12 protein-coding genes are annotated in these 16,883 nt (G+C 72.4%); 4 read left to right on the forward strand and 8 right to left on the reverse strand.

Annotation, left to right across the window (positions count from 1 at the left end):
* Nucleotides 1–394 precede the first annotated feature (394 nt).
* Complete coding sequence (locus ACZ601_RS26210) at nt 395–1,762, reverse strand: phosphomannomutase/phosphoglucomutase (protein ID WP_469542246.1); 1,368 nt, start codon at nt 1,760–1,762, stop codon at nt 395–397.
* 111 nt (nt 1,763–1,873) lie between these two features.
* Nucleotides 1,874–2,254, reverse strand: a complete 381-nt coding sequence (locus tag ACZ601_RS26215; protein WP_311305363.1) for a DUF3499 domain-containing protein — start codon at nt 2,252–2,254, stop codon at nt 1,874–1,876.
* A 323-nt stretch (nt 2,255–2,577) separates the two neighbouring features.
* On the opposite strand from ACZ601_RS26215, the gene ACZ601_RS26220 reads away from it, so the two are divergent.
* The gene (locus ACZ601_RS26220) at nt 2,578–3,006 is read left to right on the forward strand and encodes a metallopeptidase family protein (RefSeq protein WP_440579292.1); all 429 of its coding nucleotides are present in this window, start codon (nt 2,578–2,580) and stop codon (nt 3,004–3,006) included.
* 76 nt (nt 3,007–3,082) lie between these two features.
* On the opposite strand, the gene ACZ601_RS26225 is transcribed toward ACZ601_RS26220, so the two are convergent.
* From ACZ601_RS26225 to ACZ601_RS26235, 3 genes are all read right to left on the reverse strand, one after another.
* Nucleotides 3,083–4,618, reverse strand: coding sequence for a DUF5719 family protein (locus ACZ601_RS26225; protein WP_469542249.1), 1,536 nt, complete (start codon nt 4,616–4,618; stop codon nt 3,083–3,085).
* Complete coding sequence (locus tag ACZ601_RS26230; protein ID WP_469542252.1) at nt 4,615–8,583, reverse strand: glycosyltransferase family 2 protein; 3,969 nt, start codon at nt 8,581–8,583, stop codon at nt 4,615–4,617. The genes ACZ601_RS26225 and ACZ601_RS26230 overlap by 4 nt, the downstream gene beginning before the upstream one ends.
* A 464-nt stretch (nt 8,584–9,047) precedes the next feature.
* Nucleotides 9,048–9,311 carry a WhiB family transcriptional regulator gene (locus ACZ601_RS26235; protein WP_024494319.1) on the reverse strand — a complete coding sequence of 88 codons (264 nt, stop codon included), beginning with the start codon at nt 9,309–9,311 and terminating at the stop codon, nt 9,048–9,050.
* 723 nt (nt 9,312–10,034) lie between these two features.
* Here ACZ601_RS26235 and ACZ601_RS26240 point away from each other — a divergent pair.
* From ACZ601_RS26240 to ACZ601_RS26250, 3 genes are all read left to right on the forward strand, one after another.
* The gene (locus ACZ601_RS26240) at nt 10,035–10,526 is read left to right on the forward strand and encodes a cysteine dioxygenase (protein ID WP_469542255.1); all 492 of its coding nucleotides are present in this window, start codon (nt 10,035–10,037) and stop codon (nt 10,524–10,526) included.
* 104 nt (nt 10,527–10,630) lie between these two features.
* Nucleotides 10,631–11,587, forward strand: coding sequence for a 2-phospho-L-lactate transferase (gene cofD / locus ACZ601_RS26245; protein ID WP_440577895.1), 957 nt, complete (start codon nt 10,631–10,633; stop codon nt 11,585–11,587).
* Nucleotides 11,584–12,900 (forward strand): coenzyme F420-0:L-glutamate ligase, encoded by a 1,317-nt coding sequence (locus tag ACZ601_RS26250; RefSeq protein ID WP_469542258.1) that lies wholly within the window; start codon nt 11,584–11,586, stop codon nt 12,898–12,900. Before cofD ends, ACZ601_RS26250 begins: the two co-directional genes overlap by 4 nt.
* A 164-nt stretch (nt 12,901–13,064) precedes the next feature.
* Here ACZ601_RS26250 and ACZ601_RS26255 read toward each other — a convergent pair whose 3' ends face one another.
* The 3 genes from ACZ601_RS26255 to ACZ601_RS26265 all read right to left on the reverse strand — a co-directional run bounded on the left by ACZ601_RS26255 (nt 13,065) and on the right by ACZ601_RS26265 (nt 16,861).
* Complete coding sequence (locus ACZ601_RS26255; protein WP_469542260.1) at nt 13,065–14,045, reverse strand: DNA-3-methyladenine glycosylase family protein; 981 nt, start codon at nt 14,043–14,045, stop codon at nt 13,065–13,067.
* Between the two features lie 89 nt (nt 14,046–14,134).
* The gene (gene manB, locus ACZ601_RS26260) at nt 14,135–15,226 is read right to left on the reverse strand and encodes a mannose-1-phosphate guanylyltransferase (protein WP_469542261.1); all 1,092 of its coding nucleotides are present in this window, start codon (nt 15,224–15,226) and stop codon (nt 14,135–14,137) included.
* Between the two features lie 297 nt (nt 15,227–15,523).
* Complete coding sequence (locus tag ACZ601_RS26265; RefSeq protein WP_469542264.1) at nt 15,524–16,861, reverse strand: peptidoglycan recognition protein family protein; 1,338 nt, start codon at nt 16,859–16,861, stop codon at nt 15,524–15,526.
* Nucleotides 16,862–16,883 lie beyond the last annotated feature (22 nt).

Genomic DNA, 16,883 nt, shown 5'->3' on the forward strand with positions numbered 1-16,883 from the left:
CGCGCCTCATACATCGGCAAGGCTGGAAGCGGGGGCGGCGAGGCTGGTGCGGGGCTGGGGTGACGCCCCGGTGGGCGGGCTCCCGCGCCTCATACATCGGCAAGGCTGGAAGCCGGGCTCGGCTGGACTCGCGCGGGGCTGGGGTGACGTACAAGTAGGCGGGCTCGCGCCTCATACATCGGCAAGGCTGGAAGCGGGGGCGGCGAGGCTGGTGCGGGGCTGGGGTGACGCCCCGGTGGGCGGGCTCCCGCGCCTCATACGTCGGCGAGGCTGGTCTTGCGGGAGGCTGCTTGTGTCGGGAGCGGTGGATCAGGGTGCTGATCCAGGCCTGCGGATTACGGCCGGGGTCTCCTTGGACGCGGGCACAGCTCAGCGCCTCCGGCCCGTTTGCTGATCACGGCCTGCGGATTACCGTCAGGGCCTCGTCGCGTACCGCTGCCATCGTCTTCTCGTCCCGGGCCTCGACGTTCAGGCGCAGCAGCGGTTCGGTGTTGGAGGCGCGGAGGTTGAACCACCAGTCCGGGGCCGTGACGGTCAGGCCGTCCAGCTCGTCGGTGCTCACGCCCTCGCGGTCCGCGAACGCGGCCCGGACGTCCGCCGTGCGGGCCGGCTGGTCGTCGACCGTGGAGTTGATCTCGCCGGAGCCGGTGTAGCGGTCGTACTGGGCCAGCAGGGCCGAGAGGGGCTCCTCCTGGCCGCCCAGGGCGGCCAGGACGTGGAGGGCGGCGAGCATGCCCGTATCCGCGTTCCAGAAGTCGCGGAAGTAGTAGTGCGCCGAGTGCTCACCGCCGAAGATCGCCCCGTGTGCGGCCATCTCCGCCTTGATGAAGGAGTGGCCGACCCTGGTGCGGACCGGGGTGCCGCCGTTCTCCCGTACGACCTCCGGGACCGAGTGGGAGGTGATCAGGTTGTGGATGACCGTGCCGCTGCCGCCGTTGCGTGCCAGTTCGCGGGCGGCGACCAGGGCGGTGATCGCCGACGGGGAGACTCCCTCGCCCCGCTCGTCCACCACGAAGCAGCGGTCCGCGTCGCCGTCGAAGGCCAGGCCCAGATCGGCGTCCTCGGCCAGCACGCGGGCCTGGAGGTCGACGATGTTCTTCGGGTCCAGGGGGTTGGCTTCGTGGTTCGGGAACGTGCCGTCCAGTTCGAAGTACATCGGGACCAGCTCGACGGGCAGGTCCGCGAAGACCGTGGGGACCGTGTGGCCGCCCATGCCGTTGCCCGCGTCCACGACCACCTTCAGCGGGCGGATCGCGGACAGGTCCACCAGCGACAGCAGGTACGCGGCGTAGTCGGTGAGCGTGTCCCGTTCGGTGACCGTGCCGGGGGTGGCGGCCGGCTGCGGGGCGCCGGTCTCGGACCACTGCTCGACCAGGGTGCGGATCTCGGCGAGGCCGGTGTCCTGGCCGACCGGGGCGGCGCCCGAACGGCACATCTTGATGCCGTTGTACTGGGCCGGGTTGTGCGAGGCCGTGAACATCGCGCCCGGCAGGTCCAGTGCCCCCGACGCGTAGTACAGCTGGTCCGTCGAGCACAGGCCGATCATCGTGACGTCCGCGCCCCGGGCGGCCGCACCGCGGGCGAAGGCGCCCGAGAGGCTCGGTGATGTGGGGCGCATGTCGTGGCCGATCACGATCGCGGCCGCGGCCGTCACCTCGACGAACGCCGCTCCGAACCGCTCGGCCAGGGCCTCGTCCCACTGGTCGGGCACGACTCCGCGCACGTCGTACGCCTTCACGAGCTGCGACAGGTCTGCAGTCACGGGACGGTCCTCCTGAGGGTTTCTGCGGACCGCCAAACTACCCGGCGGCCGGAGACCCCCCGCGCGCCGGGCGTACCGGCGCACGCTCAGGACCCGGCGTACCGCGACCGCTCAGGACTCGGGCGAGCGCAGCACCCGGAGGTGGCCCCGGCGGGCGACCTCCGCCGGATCCGCGGTACGACGGCCGCCGCCGCCCCTGGGCCCGTCGCCCCGGTCCTGCGGGCGCGCCGCTTCCCGTACGGCGTTGGCGAGCGCTTCGAGGTCGTCACCGCTGGGGCGCACGGGCGCGGAGGGGTCGGAGAGCCGGACGACCTCCCAGCCGCGTGGCGCGGTCAGCCGCTCGCTGTGCTCGGCACAGAGGTCGTAACAGTGGGGCTCGGCGTAGGTGGCGAGCGGGCCGAGGACCGCAGTCGAGTCGGCATAGACGTACGTCAGTGTCGCGACGGCAGGGCGGCCGCACGCGGTGCGCGAACAGCGACGTACAGGGCTCACGATGTTGGACGCTACCGCACTCTTGAGCGGGCTGCGACGACTCTCCCCCGGCTCACCCCACCGTGTCGCCCTGTGACCCGCGGTACGGCCACCCCCGGGAGAACCCTCCTGACCTGCGCGACAGCGGAAGATCGCAGGTCAGGAAGGCAACCGTTCCGGTCGCCGCGCACGGCAAAAGCTGTCATAGGACAAGCGGAGGACGGTCACGAGCGGGGCCGGAACCGGGCTCCCCCGTGGCCGGATTGTTCAAGAGCGGACAGGCCGGTTTCGTCCCCGCGCAGCCGCCGTCCACTCGTCGCGCGGAGCGTTACGCTGCGTCGGTGATGGACAGTCCCGTACCGCCCCACCCGTCCGAGCCGCGACCGCGGCGCCGAGACCGCCACGGCCGAGGCATGCGCGGGCCCGTCGCACCGCCCCAGGTGCCGCTCTCGGCCAGCCGGGCGGACAGCTTCCGTGATCTCGTCCAGGACTCCGTGGAACGGCTGGAGCGGCGCTGGCCGCAGCTGGCCGAGGTCGACTTCGTGGTCCTCGATGTGCCGAGCACCGGGGAGGAGACCGTTCCGCTGGGGAACGCGCTGTCCGCCGAGAAGGGGCGGCCGGCGCAGATCGTGGTCTACCGGCGCCCCGTCGAGATCCGTACCAAGAACCGCGACGAGCGCTCACTGCTGGTGCACGAGGTCGTGGTCGAGCAGGTCGCGGAACTGCTCGGACTCGCCCCGGAGTCGGTCGACCCGCGCTACGGGCAGGAGTAGGGGAAGAGGGAAGGGGCGCGTCTCCTCAGCCCCTGGGCCCCGTGCCCCTGCCCCCTGCCCCCTGCCCCCTGCGCGGTCAGTCGTCCAGGACCGACAGGTCCTGTTCGGCCGCCGGTACCTCGACCGTTCCGCCGTCGTCCGACAGGGTCTGCACCGTGAACATCGGGATGCCGTCCTGCGGGAGTGCGAGCGTGCGGGCGGCGTGGACCGGGCCGCCCGACTGCGTCTGAACCGTCAGCGCGTACGTGCCCTTGAGGCCGGACGGGACCGGCGGGGTGACCGCCAGCGTCGTGCCCGCCGCGACCTTGTACGTCTTGCTGACCGGGGTGCCCGCCTTGCTGCCCGCGGACGCCGTGACCTTCACGGTGCCGGCGGCGCCCGGTGCGGTGAGCGAGAGCGTCGAGCCCTTCGACCGGTTGTCGGCCACGGTCGCCTGCGCGCCCACCGGTCCGGTCGCCGGGATGTAGCCGACCTCCTGCTTGTCGCCCTTGCCCCGGACCACCCGCAGAGCGGCCACCACGGGAGTGGCCCGGTCCTTCTGGGTGGGGGTCAGCAGCAGGGAGCCCGCCTCGCCCCGGGTGAGGTTCTTCAGGTCGACCCCGGCCGTCATCCGCGACTTCACGTGGAGATCCTCGTTGCCCACCGGGGCGAACGGGCCGGTCTTGCCGAGCAGCCGCACGTTGAGGTCCGCGTCGTCCTCGCCGGGGGCGAAGGCCACCAGCCGGACCGAGGTCGCGTCCGCCGGGATGCCGGGCAGCACCAGGGTGCCGGCCGGGGCGGCGGAGGCGGTGAGCCAGTCGCTGCCGGTCTTGCTGTCGGCCGTCCTGACGACCGCGCCGACCCGCCCGGTGCGGGTGGTGACGTGGACGGTCACATCGTCGGCGGCCTTGCTGGTCAGCGTCGAGATCAGGACCCGGACGCCGGATCCGGCGGGGACCGTGATGCCCTCGCCGACATCGGACTTGAGCGTGCCGTCCGGTCCGTACAGCTCGATATCGGCCACCGCGGCGGTGTCGTCCGGGTTGGTGAGGTTGACGTAGTCCTCACGGGTCTTCGCGGTGCTCGCGGCCGGGAACCAGAAGTCGGTGTCGGGTGCCGTGCAGCTGACCCCGAGCACACCCCGTCCGTCGCCGGCCTCGACCGTGGTGGTCTGCTGGGCGCTCCAGCCGGGCGCGAGCCGGCCGGTGGCGGTACCGACGAGAGCGGGGGCGTCCGAACCGGACACGTCGGCGGTCACCGGCTTGCCGGGCTCCTTCAGGGCAACGACAGGCTTGTCCGAACCGGCCGCCTTGTCCTTGGACTTGTCCTTGCTCTTGCTCTTGTCCTCGGACTTGGACTTGTCCTTCTTCTTGCCGGCCGCGGGTGACTTCAGTTCGGCCGTACCGGCTTCGCCGTCGCCGTCCGCAGGCGGGGTGAAGGACGTGTACGCCGTCTCCGCGAGGTCCGAGAGACCGGGCGCCGGGCAGAGCAGGCTGGACCGCTCCACGGGCAGCCGGGAGGACGCCCCGGCCTCCGCCGCACCGTCGTCCCCGGGCACGGTGATCGCGGCGAATCCGGTGACTGCGGCGAGGGCGACGGCCCCCGCGATGAGGGACAGGCTGGTGGACTTCACTCGGACTCGCCTCGCGATGCGTTACCGGTCGGCCACGGGTTCTGGCCCGGGGCGGGGTTCTCGTCGGGATTCTGGTTCTGATCCCGGCTCTGGTTCTGGTTCTGGTTCTGGTCGTGGCCCTGTGGGTCGTACGGCTGCTGGTCCCCGTACTGGCCCGTGCCGTACTGGACGTTGGGGTCGTACGGGGTATTGGGGTCGTACGGGGCGTTGCCGTACTGCTCACCCGTGCCGTACTGGGCGTTGGGGTCGTACTGCGCGTACTGCCCCTGGCCGTACACCGTGTAGTCGCTCTGCTGCTGCGGATAGCCGTACTGGTCGTACGCGCCGGGGGCGTTCTGCTGCTGCCCGGCTCCGTACTGGCCGTCCTGGTACTGGCCTTCTTGGTACTGGCCCTCCTGGTACTGCGGGTAGTCGGCGCCCTGGTACTGCTGGGCGTCCCATTCCCCGTACTGCTGCTGCGGCACCGCCGCGTACTGGCCCGTGTCGCCGTCCGCCTGCTGCGGCACCGCCGCGTACTCACCGGTGTCGCCGTCCGCCTGCCGCGGTACGAAGACGTCCTGGCCGTCGTCGTCGGCGGCGGCGGGCGGTTGCGGTTCGGCGGACGGCTGCTGGGGCGGGGCGTACTCCGCCCGCTCCCCCGCGTCGCCGTCCTCGTCGACGTATTCGACGTCTTCGTCGCCGTCCTCGCCCTCCGCCTGGGCGGCCGCGCGCAGCCTGCGTGCCCGGCGGCCCTCGCCCGCGACCGGCTCGGCGGGGACCGGCACGGTCTCCTCCGGCAGGTCGTCGTCGATCTCCCGGCGGCGGCCCGGCAGGGCCAGGACCAGCAGGACCAGGCCGAGCGCGGCCTGGGCCCAGATCCACGCGGAGTGCGTGATCGACGCCTCGTACGTGAGGCTCAGCGAGCCGCCCCCGGTGGGGAGCTCGAAGCCCTGGGCCCAGCCGTCGACGGTCTTGCGGGTCAGCGGCCGGCCGTCGAGCGTGGCCTGCCAGCCGGGGTCGGCGGCATCGGCGATCCGCAGCACCCGGCCCGCGCCGCCCGCCGGGATCTCGGTGTGCGCCTCGACCGGGCTGGAGCCCACCGGCAGCGGCTCGGCGTCGGCATCGGCGGCGGGCGGGACGATCATGAGCCGGGCGACCTGCCGGTCGACGCGCCAGAGCGCGCTGCCGTCCAGCTGGCTGAGCCGGCTGAGACCGGGCGTCGCGTCGAGCACCCGGCTCATCTGCTTCGGGGCGCCGTCCCGTACGAGGACGTAACGGATCGCGAAGCCGCTGAGCTGGCTGCCCTGGTCGGCGCCGGAGCCCGCGACCAGGTTGCCGACGACCTTGTCGAGGTGGCTGTTGCCGCCGCCCGCCGCGGCGAGTTCGGCGTCGCCCAGGCGGGCGCCGGAGCCGCGGACCAGGGTGTACGCGACGCTGGAGGGCGATGTGCCGTCGAGCACCAGCGTGCGCGGCTGGTCGCGGGTGCCGCTCTCCTCCGCGACGAACGCGGGCACCTGCACCGGGTCGCGCCGCTCCAGCGGGCCCGCGGCGCCGCCGATCATCCAGCCGACGGCGGCCAGCACGGGTGCGATGCCCGCGGCGAGCGCGATCAGGACGGCGACCGGCTGGCGCCAGCCGAAGCTGAGTTCCGCGACCCGGATGCGCGCACCGTCCGCGCCGACCAGCGCGGCGGCGATGAGCGCGGCGCCGTAGACGAGGGTGGCGGGTCCCGCCCAGCCGGAGCCGTTGGCGAGCCCGGCGAAGGCCAGCCCGACCAGGGCCACGACCCAGGCGGTCCGCACCGCGAACTGCCGCTCCCCGCGCAGCAGCGCGGCCAGCGCCGCGAGCACGATGCCGAGCAGCAGGACGCCGCCCGCCGCCTTGGGCCCGCCGGGGCTGATGCCGAGCAGATCGAGGGCGGAGGCCGATCCCGTACCGGCCTCCAGGCCCGCTTCCTTCAGGAAGGACGAGGGGCTGGTCAGCAGGGAGAGCGACCAGGGCGCCAGGACGAGCAGCGGGGTGCCGACGGTGGCGAGGAAGCGGAGTCCGTAGGCCGTGATGTCGTTGCGGCGCAGCGCGAGGACACCGATGCCGAGGACCACCGCGAGCGGCCACACGATGGGGGTGAACGCCATCGTGAGGGTGAGGAGCAGGGTGTACGCCCAGGTGGCGCGCCAGCTGCCCCGGCTGTCACCGCTGCCGCGCATCCCGTGCGCCGAGACGGCGGCGCGGGCGATCAGGGGCAGCAGGACGAGCAGGACGGCGGTGCCGAGCCTGCCGGTCGCCAGGGCTCCGGTCGCGGCGGGCAGGAAGGCGTACGCGACGCTCGCCCAGGCCCGCAGCAGCCGCGAGGGGATCAGCGGGCGGGAGACGAAGTACGCGGTGAGTCCGGCCAGCGGGACCGAGCAGACCAGCAGCAGGGTGAGCGCGAATCCGGTGGAGCCGAGGAACAGCGCGGACAGCGCGGAGATCATGGCCAGGTAGGGCGGCGCGGTCTGGGTGCCGCCGGTGCCGACGGTGTGCCAGGCGTCCGCGTACCGGCCCCACAGCTCGGAGACGTCGCCGGGTGCGGGCAGCAGGGCGCCGCCGGCCAGCGCGCCGCCGCCGATGAGGCTGCGGCAGGCGACGAGCGAGACGAGGAGCAGGACGGCGAAGAGCACCGGTCCCGGCTTGCGGCCGACCTTCTTCAACTTGGCGAACTGGTCGATCTCCAGGAAGTCCGCGTCGTCGCCGCCCGGTCCGGACTCCACGGCGCCGTGCCGCGAGCCGCCGGACTCGGCCTCCGTGGAGCCGCCGAAGTTCCCGGCGACCTGTTCCACGGTGGCGCGGACGGTGGCGCCGGGCGCGGGGAAGAGCCCGCGCAGCTCCGCCGGGTCGATGGCCCCCTTGCCGCGTTGGCGGCGGGCCGCGAGGATCCTGCCCGGCCGCAGCAGCGTGCCGAGGAGCCCGGCGACCTCGTCGAGCGCCTGCCCCGGCACCTTGCCGACGAGGTAGGCGAGCGTACGCAGCAGAGTGCCGAGCACCAGCCGGAACAGCGCCCAGGGCAGCAGCTTGCCCCGGGCGTTGACGAGCATCGTGTAGACGGCGCCGGCCTTGTCGACGCGGTGCGGGCTGGAGACGGACCGCCCGGCGCAGTCGATGGGGCGCCGTTCGCGGGCGGACGCCTCGGCGTGCCGCAGGACGGCGTCGGGGGCGATCAGCACCCGGTGCCCGGCCATGTGGGCGCGCCAGCACAGGTCGACGTCGTCGCGCATCAGGGGGAGCCTGCGGTCGAAGCCGCCGAGCTCCTCCCACACGTCACGGCGGATGAGCATGCCGGCGCTGGAGACGGACAGCACGGTACGGACCTGGTCGTGCTGGCCCTGGTCCTGCTCGCGCCGGTCGAGACCGGTCCAGCGGCGCCCGCTGTTGGCGATGGAGACGCCGACTTCGAGGAGCTGCCTGCGGTCGTACCAGCCGCGGAGCTTGGGGCCGACGATCGCGGCGTGCGGGTCGTTGTCGACGACGCGCAGCATCTCGGCGAGCGCGTCGGGCTCGGGGGCGCAGTCGTCGTGGAGCAGCCAGAGCCACTGCACCGGTTCGCCGTGCGGCAGTTCGGGCAGGTCGTAATTGTCGTCACGCCAGGACCGGGTGACCGGGTCCCAGCCGCTGGGGCGTTTCAGGTACGGCAGGTCGTCCGGGGTGAGTACACCGGCGGTGCGGCTCGCCTCGTCGACTGCGGTGCCGAAGCTCGTACGTCGCGCGAGGTGCAGGACGCGGTCGGCGCCGAGCGCCTCCGTGACCAGCCGCGCGGAGTCGTCGGCGCTGCCGGTGTCGGCGGCGGCGACGCTCTGTACGGGACGTTCCTGCCCGAGCAGCCCGGCGAGTGCGTCGGGCAGCCAGCGTGCGCCGTCGTGGGAGACGAGCACGGCGGTGACGACATGCCTGGGGAACTCTGGGGCGGCGGCGGCCGCGTACGGCGCCGTCGAATGGCTGTGCACGGACATCGAGGTACGGGCCCTCCGGCCGGGTCCGGGGGAACGTACCCCCGGGGGCTGCATCGGTGTACACGCGCGCCCTGTCGGGTCGTTGGCGCGTCTCGGACGGGGCCCCACACTAACGGTACGGATAACCGGGGTGGCGCGGAGCGGTTGAACGAGAGCGACGGTACGGGGCCGGGGGCGGTGCACCGGGCACGGCGATGGCCCGCCGCCTGCGGGCAGGGTGCAGGCGGCGGGCCATGGGCGGGCCGGGTCGGAGGCAACTCCGGGGAGCGGTCCGCTCGCCGGAGTCCGGCGTCTTCCGGCCGGGCTCAGGGTCTTCTGGTCAGGCGCTTGTGATCAGGCGCTTCTGATCAGCGGCTGCGGATCAGCGGCTTCTGATCAGCGGCTTCTGATCAGCGGCTGCGGCTGCGGGCTTTCTTCGGGTTCCCCGGCCAGTGCGCGCCAGATCGCGGCCTCGGATCGCGCCCTCAGATCGCGGCCTTCTTCAGACGCCGTCGCTCGCGCTCGGAGAGACCGCCCCAGATGCCGAACCGCTCGTCCTTGGAAAGGGCGTACTCAAGGCATTCGGACCGGACTTCACAGGCGAGACAGACCTTCTTCGCCTCGCGGGTGGATCCGCCCTTCTCAGGAAAAAAGGACTCAGGGTCGGTCTGGGCGCACAGCGCGCGCTCCTGCCAGCCGAGTTCCTCGTCCGCGTCCTCGACCAGCAGTTGCTGGAACAGCTCGGTCATGTGCGCCCCTCGTCTGTCTCTTGCGTCCCCGTGATGCGGCCGTTATCGAATCGGCCGAACGACACGAGTGAAATTACAAGTGTGTAGCTTCGTGCCAGTCAAGCGCAGATCTGCTATTGGGCCCGGTATTCACTCTGCGGCACCAAGCCTATGCGGTAAGTGTTCAAATAACCAAAAACCTGACATATGCCATGGGCCTCTCGCGCGCCCATCGCGCGATCACCCGTCACGGAGAGGAACTCCCTGGAGGGCGGGCACGTTGCGATTCGATCACCGAAGCGATCAAGATCACAGTCGGGTCACGGAGCCGCAACCGCGTTTACGGGCACCTCTGCTGCGCCATGTCTCCCCGACGAGCGCTGCACAAACCTTTCTCCGCTCGGAGCAACCGGATGAGGTGAAACATTAGCCTCAAATCGGGCATTGGGTTGACAGTCCGAAGGTTCTCCGGCTCTCCTTGATGTCATGCCAGTGACCTCAGCGATGCGCGTCACCCACATCCGTGGGTTCCGTAGCGCTGTCCAGGCTCGCTGTTGCTGTTCCAGCTGTCTCAGCTGTTGAAGCCCTCGCGCTCCAGCCCGACACAGCTCATCCCGGACCCCCGGACCCTCCCCTGCGGCCTTCACGGCCCGTGGTCACCCGGTCCCCACGGTCCTCGCGACACCCCCGCACCCCCACCGGACCCGCACTCCCGTGCACTCCCGCCGAGGAACCACCGCACCCATGAACAGCGACAGCGACCTCCAGATCGCCGGCGACCTCCTTGAGGTCCAGCACCTCCTGCGCCCCGCCCGTGAGCACCCCGCCACGGTGGCGGAGTTCGCCGGGCTCGCCCGCTCCATCGCCGACGACCGCCCCCGCTGGGCCCCGCTCGTCCAGTACGACGCCACCACCCGCTGGTACCACCGGCTGCTCAGCCTCCCCGGGTACGACGTCTGGCTGCTCAGCTGGATCCCGGGCCAGGGCAGCGGGCTGCACGACCACGGCCCGTCCTCCGGTGTACTGACCGTGCTGGACGGCGAGCTGACGGAGCGTACGGACCGGGGGAAGCGGACGCTGGGCTCCGGCGCCCAGCGCGTCTTCGCCCCCGGCTACGCCCACGAGGTGGTCAACGACTCCCTCGAACCGGCCGTCAGCCTGCACATCTACTACCCGGGCCTGACCGACATGCCCATGCACGCCTCGCAGCGCGCCGCGTCGACGGTCACCGCCTGACGACGCACCACCACCCCGACAACGATCAGGCTTCGCCTGACAGCCCCACCCGTCGCCCGCCACCACCCCGACAACGATCAGGCTTCGCCTGACAGACTGTTTCCATGCGCATTGTGGTTCTGGCCGGCGGTATCGGTGGTGCTCGTTTTCTGCGTGGCCTCAAGGAGGCCGCGCCCGACGCGGACATCACGGTGATCGGCAACACCGGTGACGACATCCATCTGTTCGGGCTCAAGGTCTGCCCCGACCTCGACACCGTCATGTACACCCTCGGCGGTGGCATCAACGAGGACCAGGGCTGGGGGCGTACCGACGAGAGTTTCCACGTCAAGGAGGAGCTCGCGGCCTACGGCGTGGGCCCCGAGTGGTTCGGCCTCGGTGACCGCGACTTCGCGACCCATATCGTCCGCACCCAGATGCTCGGCGCGGGCTATCCGCTGAGCGCCGTCACGGAGGCGCTCTGTGCGCGCTGGAAGCCGGGGGTCCGGCTGCTGCCGATGTCCGACGACCGGATCGAGACCCATGTGGCGGTGGACGCCGACGGCGAGAGCAAGGCCATTCACTTCCAGGAGTACTGGGTGAAGCTCCGCGCCTCCGTCCCCGCCCAGGCGATCGTGCCCGTCGGTGCCGAGCAGTCCAAGCCGGCGCCGGGCGTCCTGGAGGCGATCGCCTCGGCCGACGTCATCCTCTTCCCGCCGTCGAACCCCGTCGTGTCCATCGGGACGATCCTCGCCGTGCCCGGTATCCGGGAGGCCATCGCCGAGGCCGGAGTGCCGGTCGTCGGCCTCTCCCCCATCGTCGGTGACGCACCGGTGCGCGGGATGGCCGACAAGGTCCTCGCCGCGGTGGGCGTCGAGTCGACAGCCGCGGCGGTCGCCCAGCACTACGGCTCCGGGCTGCTCGACGGCTGGCTCGTCGACACCGTGGACGCGGGCGCGGTGGACGAGGTGGAGTCCGCGGGCGTCCGCTGCCGCTCCGTCCCGCTGATGATGACCGATGTCGCCGCCACCGCCGAGATGGCCCGGCAGGCGCTCGCGCTGGCGGAAGAGGTACGGGCATGAGCACTGCCCCGGACGCCGCGCCCTCCTTCCGGCTGTGGGCGCTGCCCGGGATGCCCGAGGTGCGGGCCGGTGACGATCTCGCGAAGCTGATCGCCGCCACCGGACCCGGTCTCCTCGACGGTGACGTCCTCCTCGTCACCTCGAAGATCGTCTCCAAGGCGGAGGGCCGGATCGTCGAGGCCACCGACCGGGAGGCAGCGATCGACGCCGAGACGGTACGGGTGGTGGCGCGGCGCGGGGCGCTGCGGATCGTCGAGAACCGGCAGGGCCTGGTCATGGCCGCGGCCGGGGTCGACGCCTCCAACACCCCCGCCGGAACGGTCCTGCTGCTGCCGGAGGACGCCGACGCCTCTGCGCGGGCGATCCGGGACGGGCTGCGGGACGCGCTCGGCGTCAAGGTCGGCGTCCTGGTCACGGACACCTTCGGGCGGCCGTGGCGCAACGGGCTGACCGATGTCGCGATCGGCGCGGCCGGGGTGCGGGTGCTGGACGATCTACGGGGCGGGAGCGACGGGCACGGCAATCCGCTGAACGCGACCGTCGTCGCCACCGCGGACGAGCTGGCCGCTGCCGGTGACCTGGTCAAGGGCAAGGTGAACGGACTGCCCGTAGCGGTGGTGCGCGGGCTCGGCCACCTCGTGGACCCGGCGTCCGACGAGGGCGCGCGGGCGATGGTGCGGGTCGCGGCCGACGACATGTTCCGGCTGGGCACGTCGGAGGCGGTACGGGAGGCGATGACCCAACGGCGCACGGTGCGCGAGTTCACCGAAGAGCCGGTGGACCCGGGCGCGGTGCGGCGGGCCGTGGCCACGGCGGTGACGGCGCCCGCGCCGCATCACACGACGCCGTGGCGGTTCGTGCTGCTGGAGTCGCCCGAGTCGCGGACCCGGCTGCTGGACGCGATGCGGGACGCGTGGATCGCGGATCTGCGGCGGGACGGGAAGAGCGAGGAGTCGGTCGCCAAGCGGGTGCGGCGCGGCGATGTGCTGCGCCGGGCGCCGTACCTGGTGGTCCCGTGCATGGTGATGGACGGCTCCCACACGTACGGGGACGAGCGGCGGGACGGCGCGGAGCGCGAGATGTTCGTGGTCGCCGCGGGGGCCGGGATCCAGAACTTCCTGGTGGCGCTGGCGGGTGAGCAGCTGGGGTCCGCGTGGGTGTCCTCGACGATGTTCTGCCGCGAGGTCGTGCGGGAGGTGCTGGCGTTGCCGTCTTCGTGGGATCCGCTGGGGGCGGTGGCCGTGGGGCGGGCGGTGGAGGCGGCGGCGCCGCGGGTGGGGCGCGATGCGGAGGCGTTTGTCGTGGTGCGGTGAGAGGCGGTGGCCCGGTGGGTGGTTTCGGGGCTCTGCCCCGGACCCCGGTCCTCAATCGCCGGACGGGCTTGATTTTGCCCGGCCTCGGATGTGATGTGCCGGACAGGCTTGATTTTTCCCGGCTCGGATGTGATCCGCTGGGGCGGGCCTGAGTTCGCCCGGTCCTACAGGCGCGCGATGTCGCCCCGGGTCATCCGGGGTGCGTGGCGGGGCGGGGTGTTGCCCGAGAGCATGATCAGGCGGGTGGCCCGGTGGCGCTGGCCCTCGTACGGGGACAGCAGGGTCAGCATCTCCTCGTCGTCGGCGTTCCGGTTGCCGGCCAGCGCGTGGCCGACGATGCCGGGCAGGTGGAAGTCCCCGACCGTCACCGCGTCCGGGGCGCCGTTGGAGCGCTGCAGGGTCTCGGCGGCCGTCCAGGGGCCGATCCCCGGGATCACCTGGAGGCGGGCCATCGCCTCGGTCAGCTCCATGGTGGCGGCCTCCTCCATGCGGCGGGCCACCCGGACCGCGCGCAGGATCGTCGCGGAGCGCTTGCTGTCCACGCCCGCGCGGTGCCACTCCCAGGACGGGATCAGCGACCAGGTGCGGGCGTCCGGCATGACGTACAGGCCGTACTCCTGCGGGCCCGGCGCCGGCTCGCCGTACTTGCGGACCAGGAGGCGCCAGGCGCGGTACGCCTCGTCCGTGGTGACCTTCTGTTCCAGCACCGACGGGATCAGGGACTCCATCACCAGGCCGGTGCGCAGCAGCCGCAGTCCCGGTCGCCGGTGATGGGTCACGGCGAGCAGCCGGTGGCGCGGGGTGAAGGCCTCCGGTTCGTCACAGGCGCCCAGCAGCGTCGGCAGCTGGTCCAGCAGCCAGGCCGCGCCGGGCCCCCAGGCGGCCGCCTCGATCCGCCCTTCGCGGGCGACGACATGGAGGGTGCCGGGGCCCGCGGGGGTGCGGCTGGCGCGGCGGACGGAGCCGTCGGCGGACATCCGGAAGGTCGGGTCGGCGGGGCCCCGGCGCAGCGGGCCGAGGACGAGCCGCAGGTCGAACGGGCCCGGCGGGGTCCAGTCGCGGGTCAGCGCCGCCGGTTCGGGCGTCGTCACCTGGCGCGGGACGGCCGCGCGCGGGGCGCTGCGGGGAGCGAATCGTCCTGCCACGGGTGAGGTCCTCGGTAGTCGGGGGTGCCTGTCGAGGGTACGGCTGATTCCGGCCATTCGGGGTGTGCTGCGAGGAGCGGCTCGCCCGGTCATTCGTCCGAGGAGAAGCGCACCGACGCGGCGGGCAGGTGTGCCCCGCACCAGATCCGGACGCCGTCGCGCAGTTCGTTGTCGGCGCCGACCCTGGCCCCGTCCCCGATGACCGCGTCGGCCAGCACCGTACGGCTGCCGATCCTGGCGCCCGCTCCGACCAGGGAGTCCGTGATCACCGCGCCGGGTTCGACGACCGCGCCCGCCAGTACGGCGGAGCCCTCGATCCGGGCGCCCGCGCCGATGACGGCGTCGGCGCCGATGACCGTACCGCCGGTCAGTTTGGCGTCGGGGGCGACCGTGGCGGTCGGCAGCACGAGCCGGTCGCCGCAGCGGCCGGGGACGGCCGGGGAGGGTGCGCGGCCCAGCACCAGGTCGGCGGAGCCGCGTATGAAGGCCTGCGGGGTGCCGAGATCCAGCCAGTACGTGGAGTCGACCATGCCCTGGAGATGAGCGCCGGAGGCGAGGAGTCCGGGGAAGGTCTCGCGCTCCACGGAGACCGGGCGGCCGGTCGGGATGGTGTCGATGACGGAGCGGCGGAAGATGTACGCGCCCGCGTTCACCTGGTCGGTGACGATCTCCTCCGGGGTCTGCGGCTTCTCCAGGAACGCGGTGACCCGGCCGGTGTCGTCCGTCGGTACGAGGCCGAAGGCGCGCGGGTCCTCGACCCGGGTGAGGTGGAGTGAGACGTCCGCCCCGGAGTCGGCGTGCGAGGTGACGAGCGCCCGGATGTCGAGGCCGGTGAGGATGTCGCCGTTGAAGATGAGGACCGGTTCGTCCGGGCCCGAGGTGAGCCGTGCGGCGACGTTGCGGATGGCGCCGCCGGTGCCGAGCGGTTCGCGTTCGGTGACGTACTCGATGTGCAGGCCGAGCTCCGAGCCGTCGCCGAAGTACGGCTCGAAGACCTCGGCCAGGTAGGACGTCGCGAGGACGATGTGCTCGACTCCGGCGGCACGGGCACGCGCCAGCTGGTGCGTGAGGAAGGGGACGCCTGCCGCCGGAACCATGGGTTTCGGGGTGTGCACCGTGAGCGGGCGCAGCCGGGTTCCCTTGCCGCCCACCAGGAGGATCGCTTCTTTTGCCTCTGTCACAGCACTGTCTCTGCTTCCTGCTGGGGCCGGGCCTGGTGAGAAGCTGCTGTCCGATCTCCGCTGGATCAGCGCGGGGCGTCCGGCGCGGTCGATCGCAAGGCGCCGGAGTGTCCTCATGGCGGAGCCATTCGGGCACTTCTGCAACGCCGCGAGCGGCCGTGCCGGACGCCCCGCGCCCGGCGGAGATCGGACAGCAGCTTCTAAGGCTGGCCAGTGTATGCAGACCGGAGGGGGTGTCCTCGGTCAGCGGCCCGCAGCAGGACCCGGGGCGCTCTGCGTCCTTCGGCTCCTTCCGGGTCAGCGGCCCTGGAGCTTGGCCGAGCTGGTCCGGGTCGTGCCGAGCTTCTTGTAGAGACGTGCTCCGGGGCATTCGGTTGCGAAACCGTCCCGGTGGCCGGAGATGACGTTGAGTTTGACCTTCTTGCCCTTCTTGTACTTGTTGCTGCCGCCCGACACCAGGGTCACCTTGCCCTTCGGGTTGGCCTTGAAGAGCCCGAGCTTCCAGGCGGTGAGCTTGGCGACGGCGTTGACGGAGGCGGCGGGCGGGTTGGTGCCGCTGAAGGTCCCGAGCACCACGACGCCCATGGTGTTGGTGTTGAAGCCGAGGGTGTGCGCGCCCATGACGGCCTTCGTCACGCCGCCGGCCCGGCCCTCGTAGATGTTTCCGCACTTGTCGACGGCGAAGTTGTAGCCGATGTCGCGCCAGCCGTTGCTCTTGACGTGGTAGCGGTAGATGCCGCGCAGCACCGAGGGCGCCTGGGAGCAGGTGTAGTTGTTGCCGGTGGCGCTGTGGTGGACGAAGGCCGCCTTGACGGTCTTGGTGTAGGCGAAGGCCTTCTCGCGGATCTTCTCGTCGGCGCCCCAGCCCTTGCGGGTGATGATGCGCGGGCGGGGGCCGATGTACGGCTTGGCGCCCGGCGCGTATCCGGCGGCCGCGTCGGTCGCGGACCTGCTCAGGGCGGGGAGCTCGGTGGCGTTCCGGGCCGAGGCGCGGTCGGCTCCGGCCGCCCCGGTGGCGGGCGGCTCCTGCGGGTCCTTGCCGGGGTCGACGAGTTCGAGGTGCAGCCCGGCGGGCAGCGGTACGGGGGTGGCGGACGCGTCGCGGGTGGCTGAGGCGTCCGGGGCCTCGGGGTCCACCCGGACCTCGACGCCGTCGGACGCGCCGACCCAGAGCGGGGCGGTGGCGCCCCGGACCGCGCTCGACTCGCGTTCTGCGGTGCCGGGGTCGGCGGAGTGCTCGGCGTTGTGCGTCTCCAGGTCCTGCCAGCCGGACCAGCGGCCGGTGGCGGTGGAGCGGGTACGGACCTGGGCGGTGCCGTGGAGTTCGGTGTTCACGTCGTCCCAGACGACGCCGACCATGGAGAACGGGTGGACGTCGCGCTCGGTCAGCCCTTGTCCGGCGGCTGGTGAGGCGGGTTCACCGGGGGCCCGCGCGGAGGCGGTGGACAGGGGGGACAGGGCCAGCGACTGCGTCGAGCCGGGCAGTGCGGCGGGTTCGGACGCCTCGGCGGGTACGGAGCCCGCGGTGGCCGGGTGGACGGGGGTGTCGGAAGCGGCGCCCGCGGGCGCGGCGAGCGGCAGCGCGAGAGCTGCCGCGCAGGTGACACCGATGGAGGATGCAATGAAGGCACGCATACAGATGATCCTGAGCACAAGC

The organism is Streptomyces sp. NPDC104307, assembly GCF_055584045.1.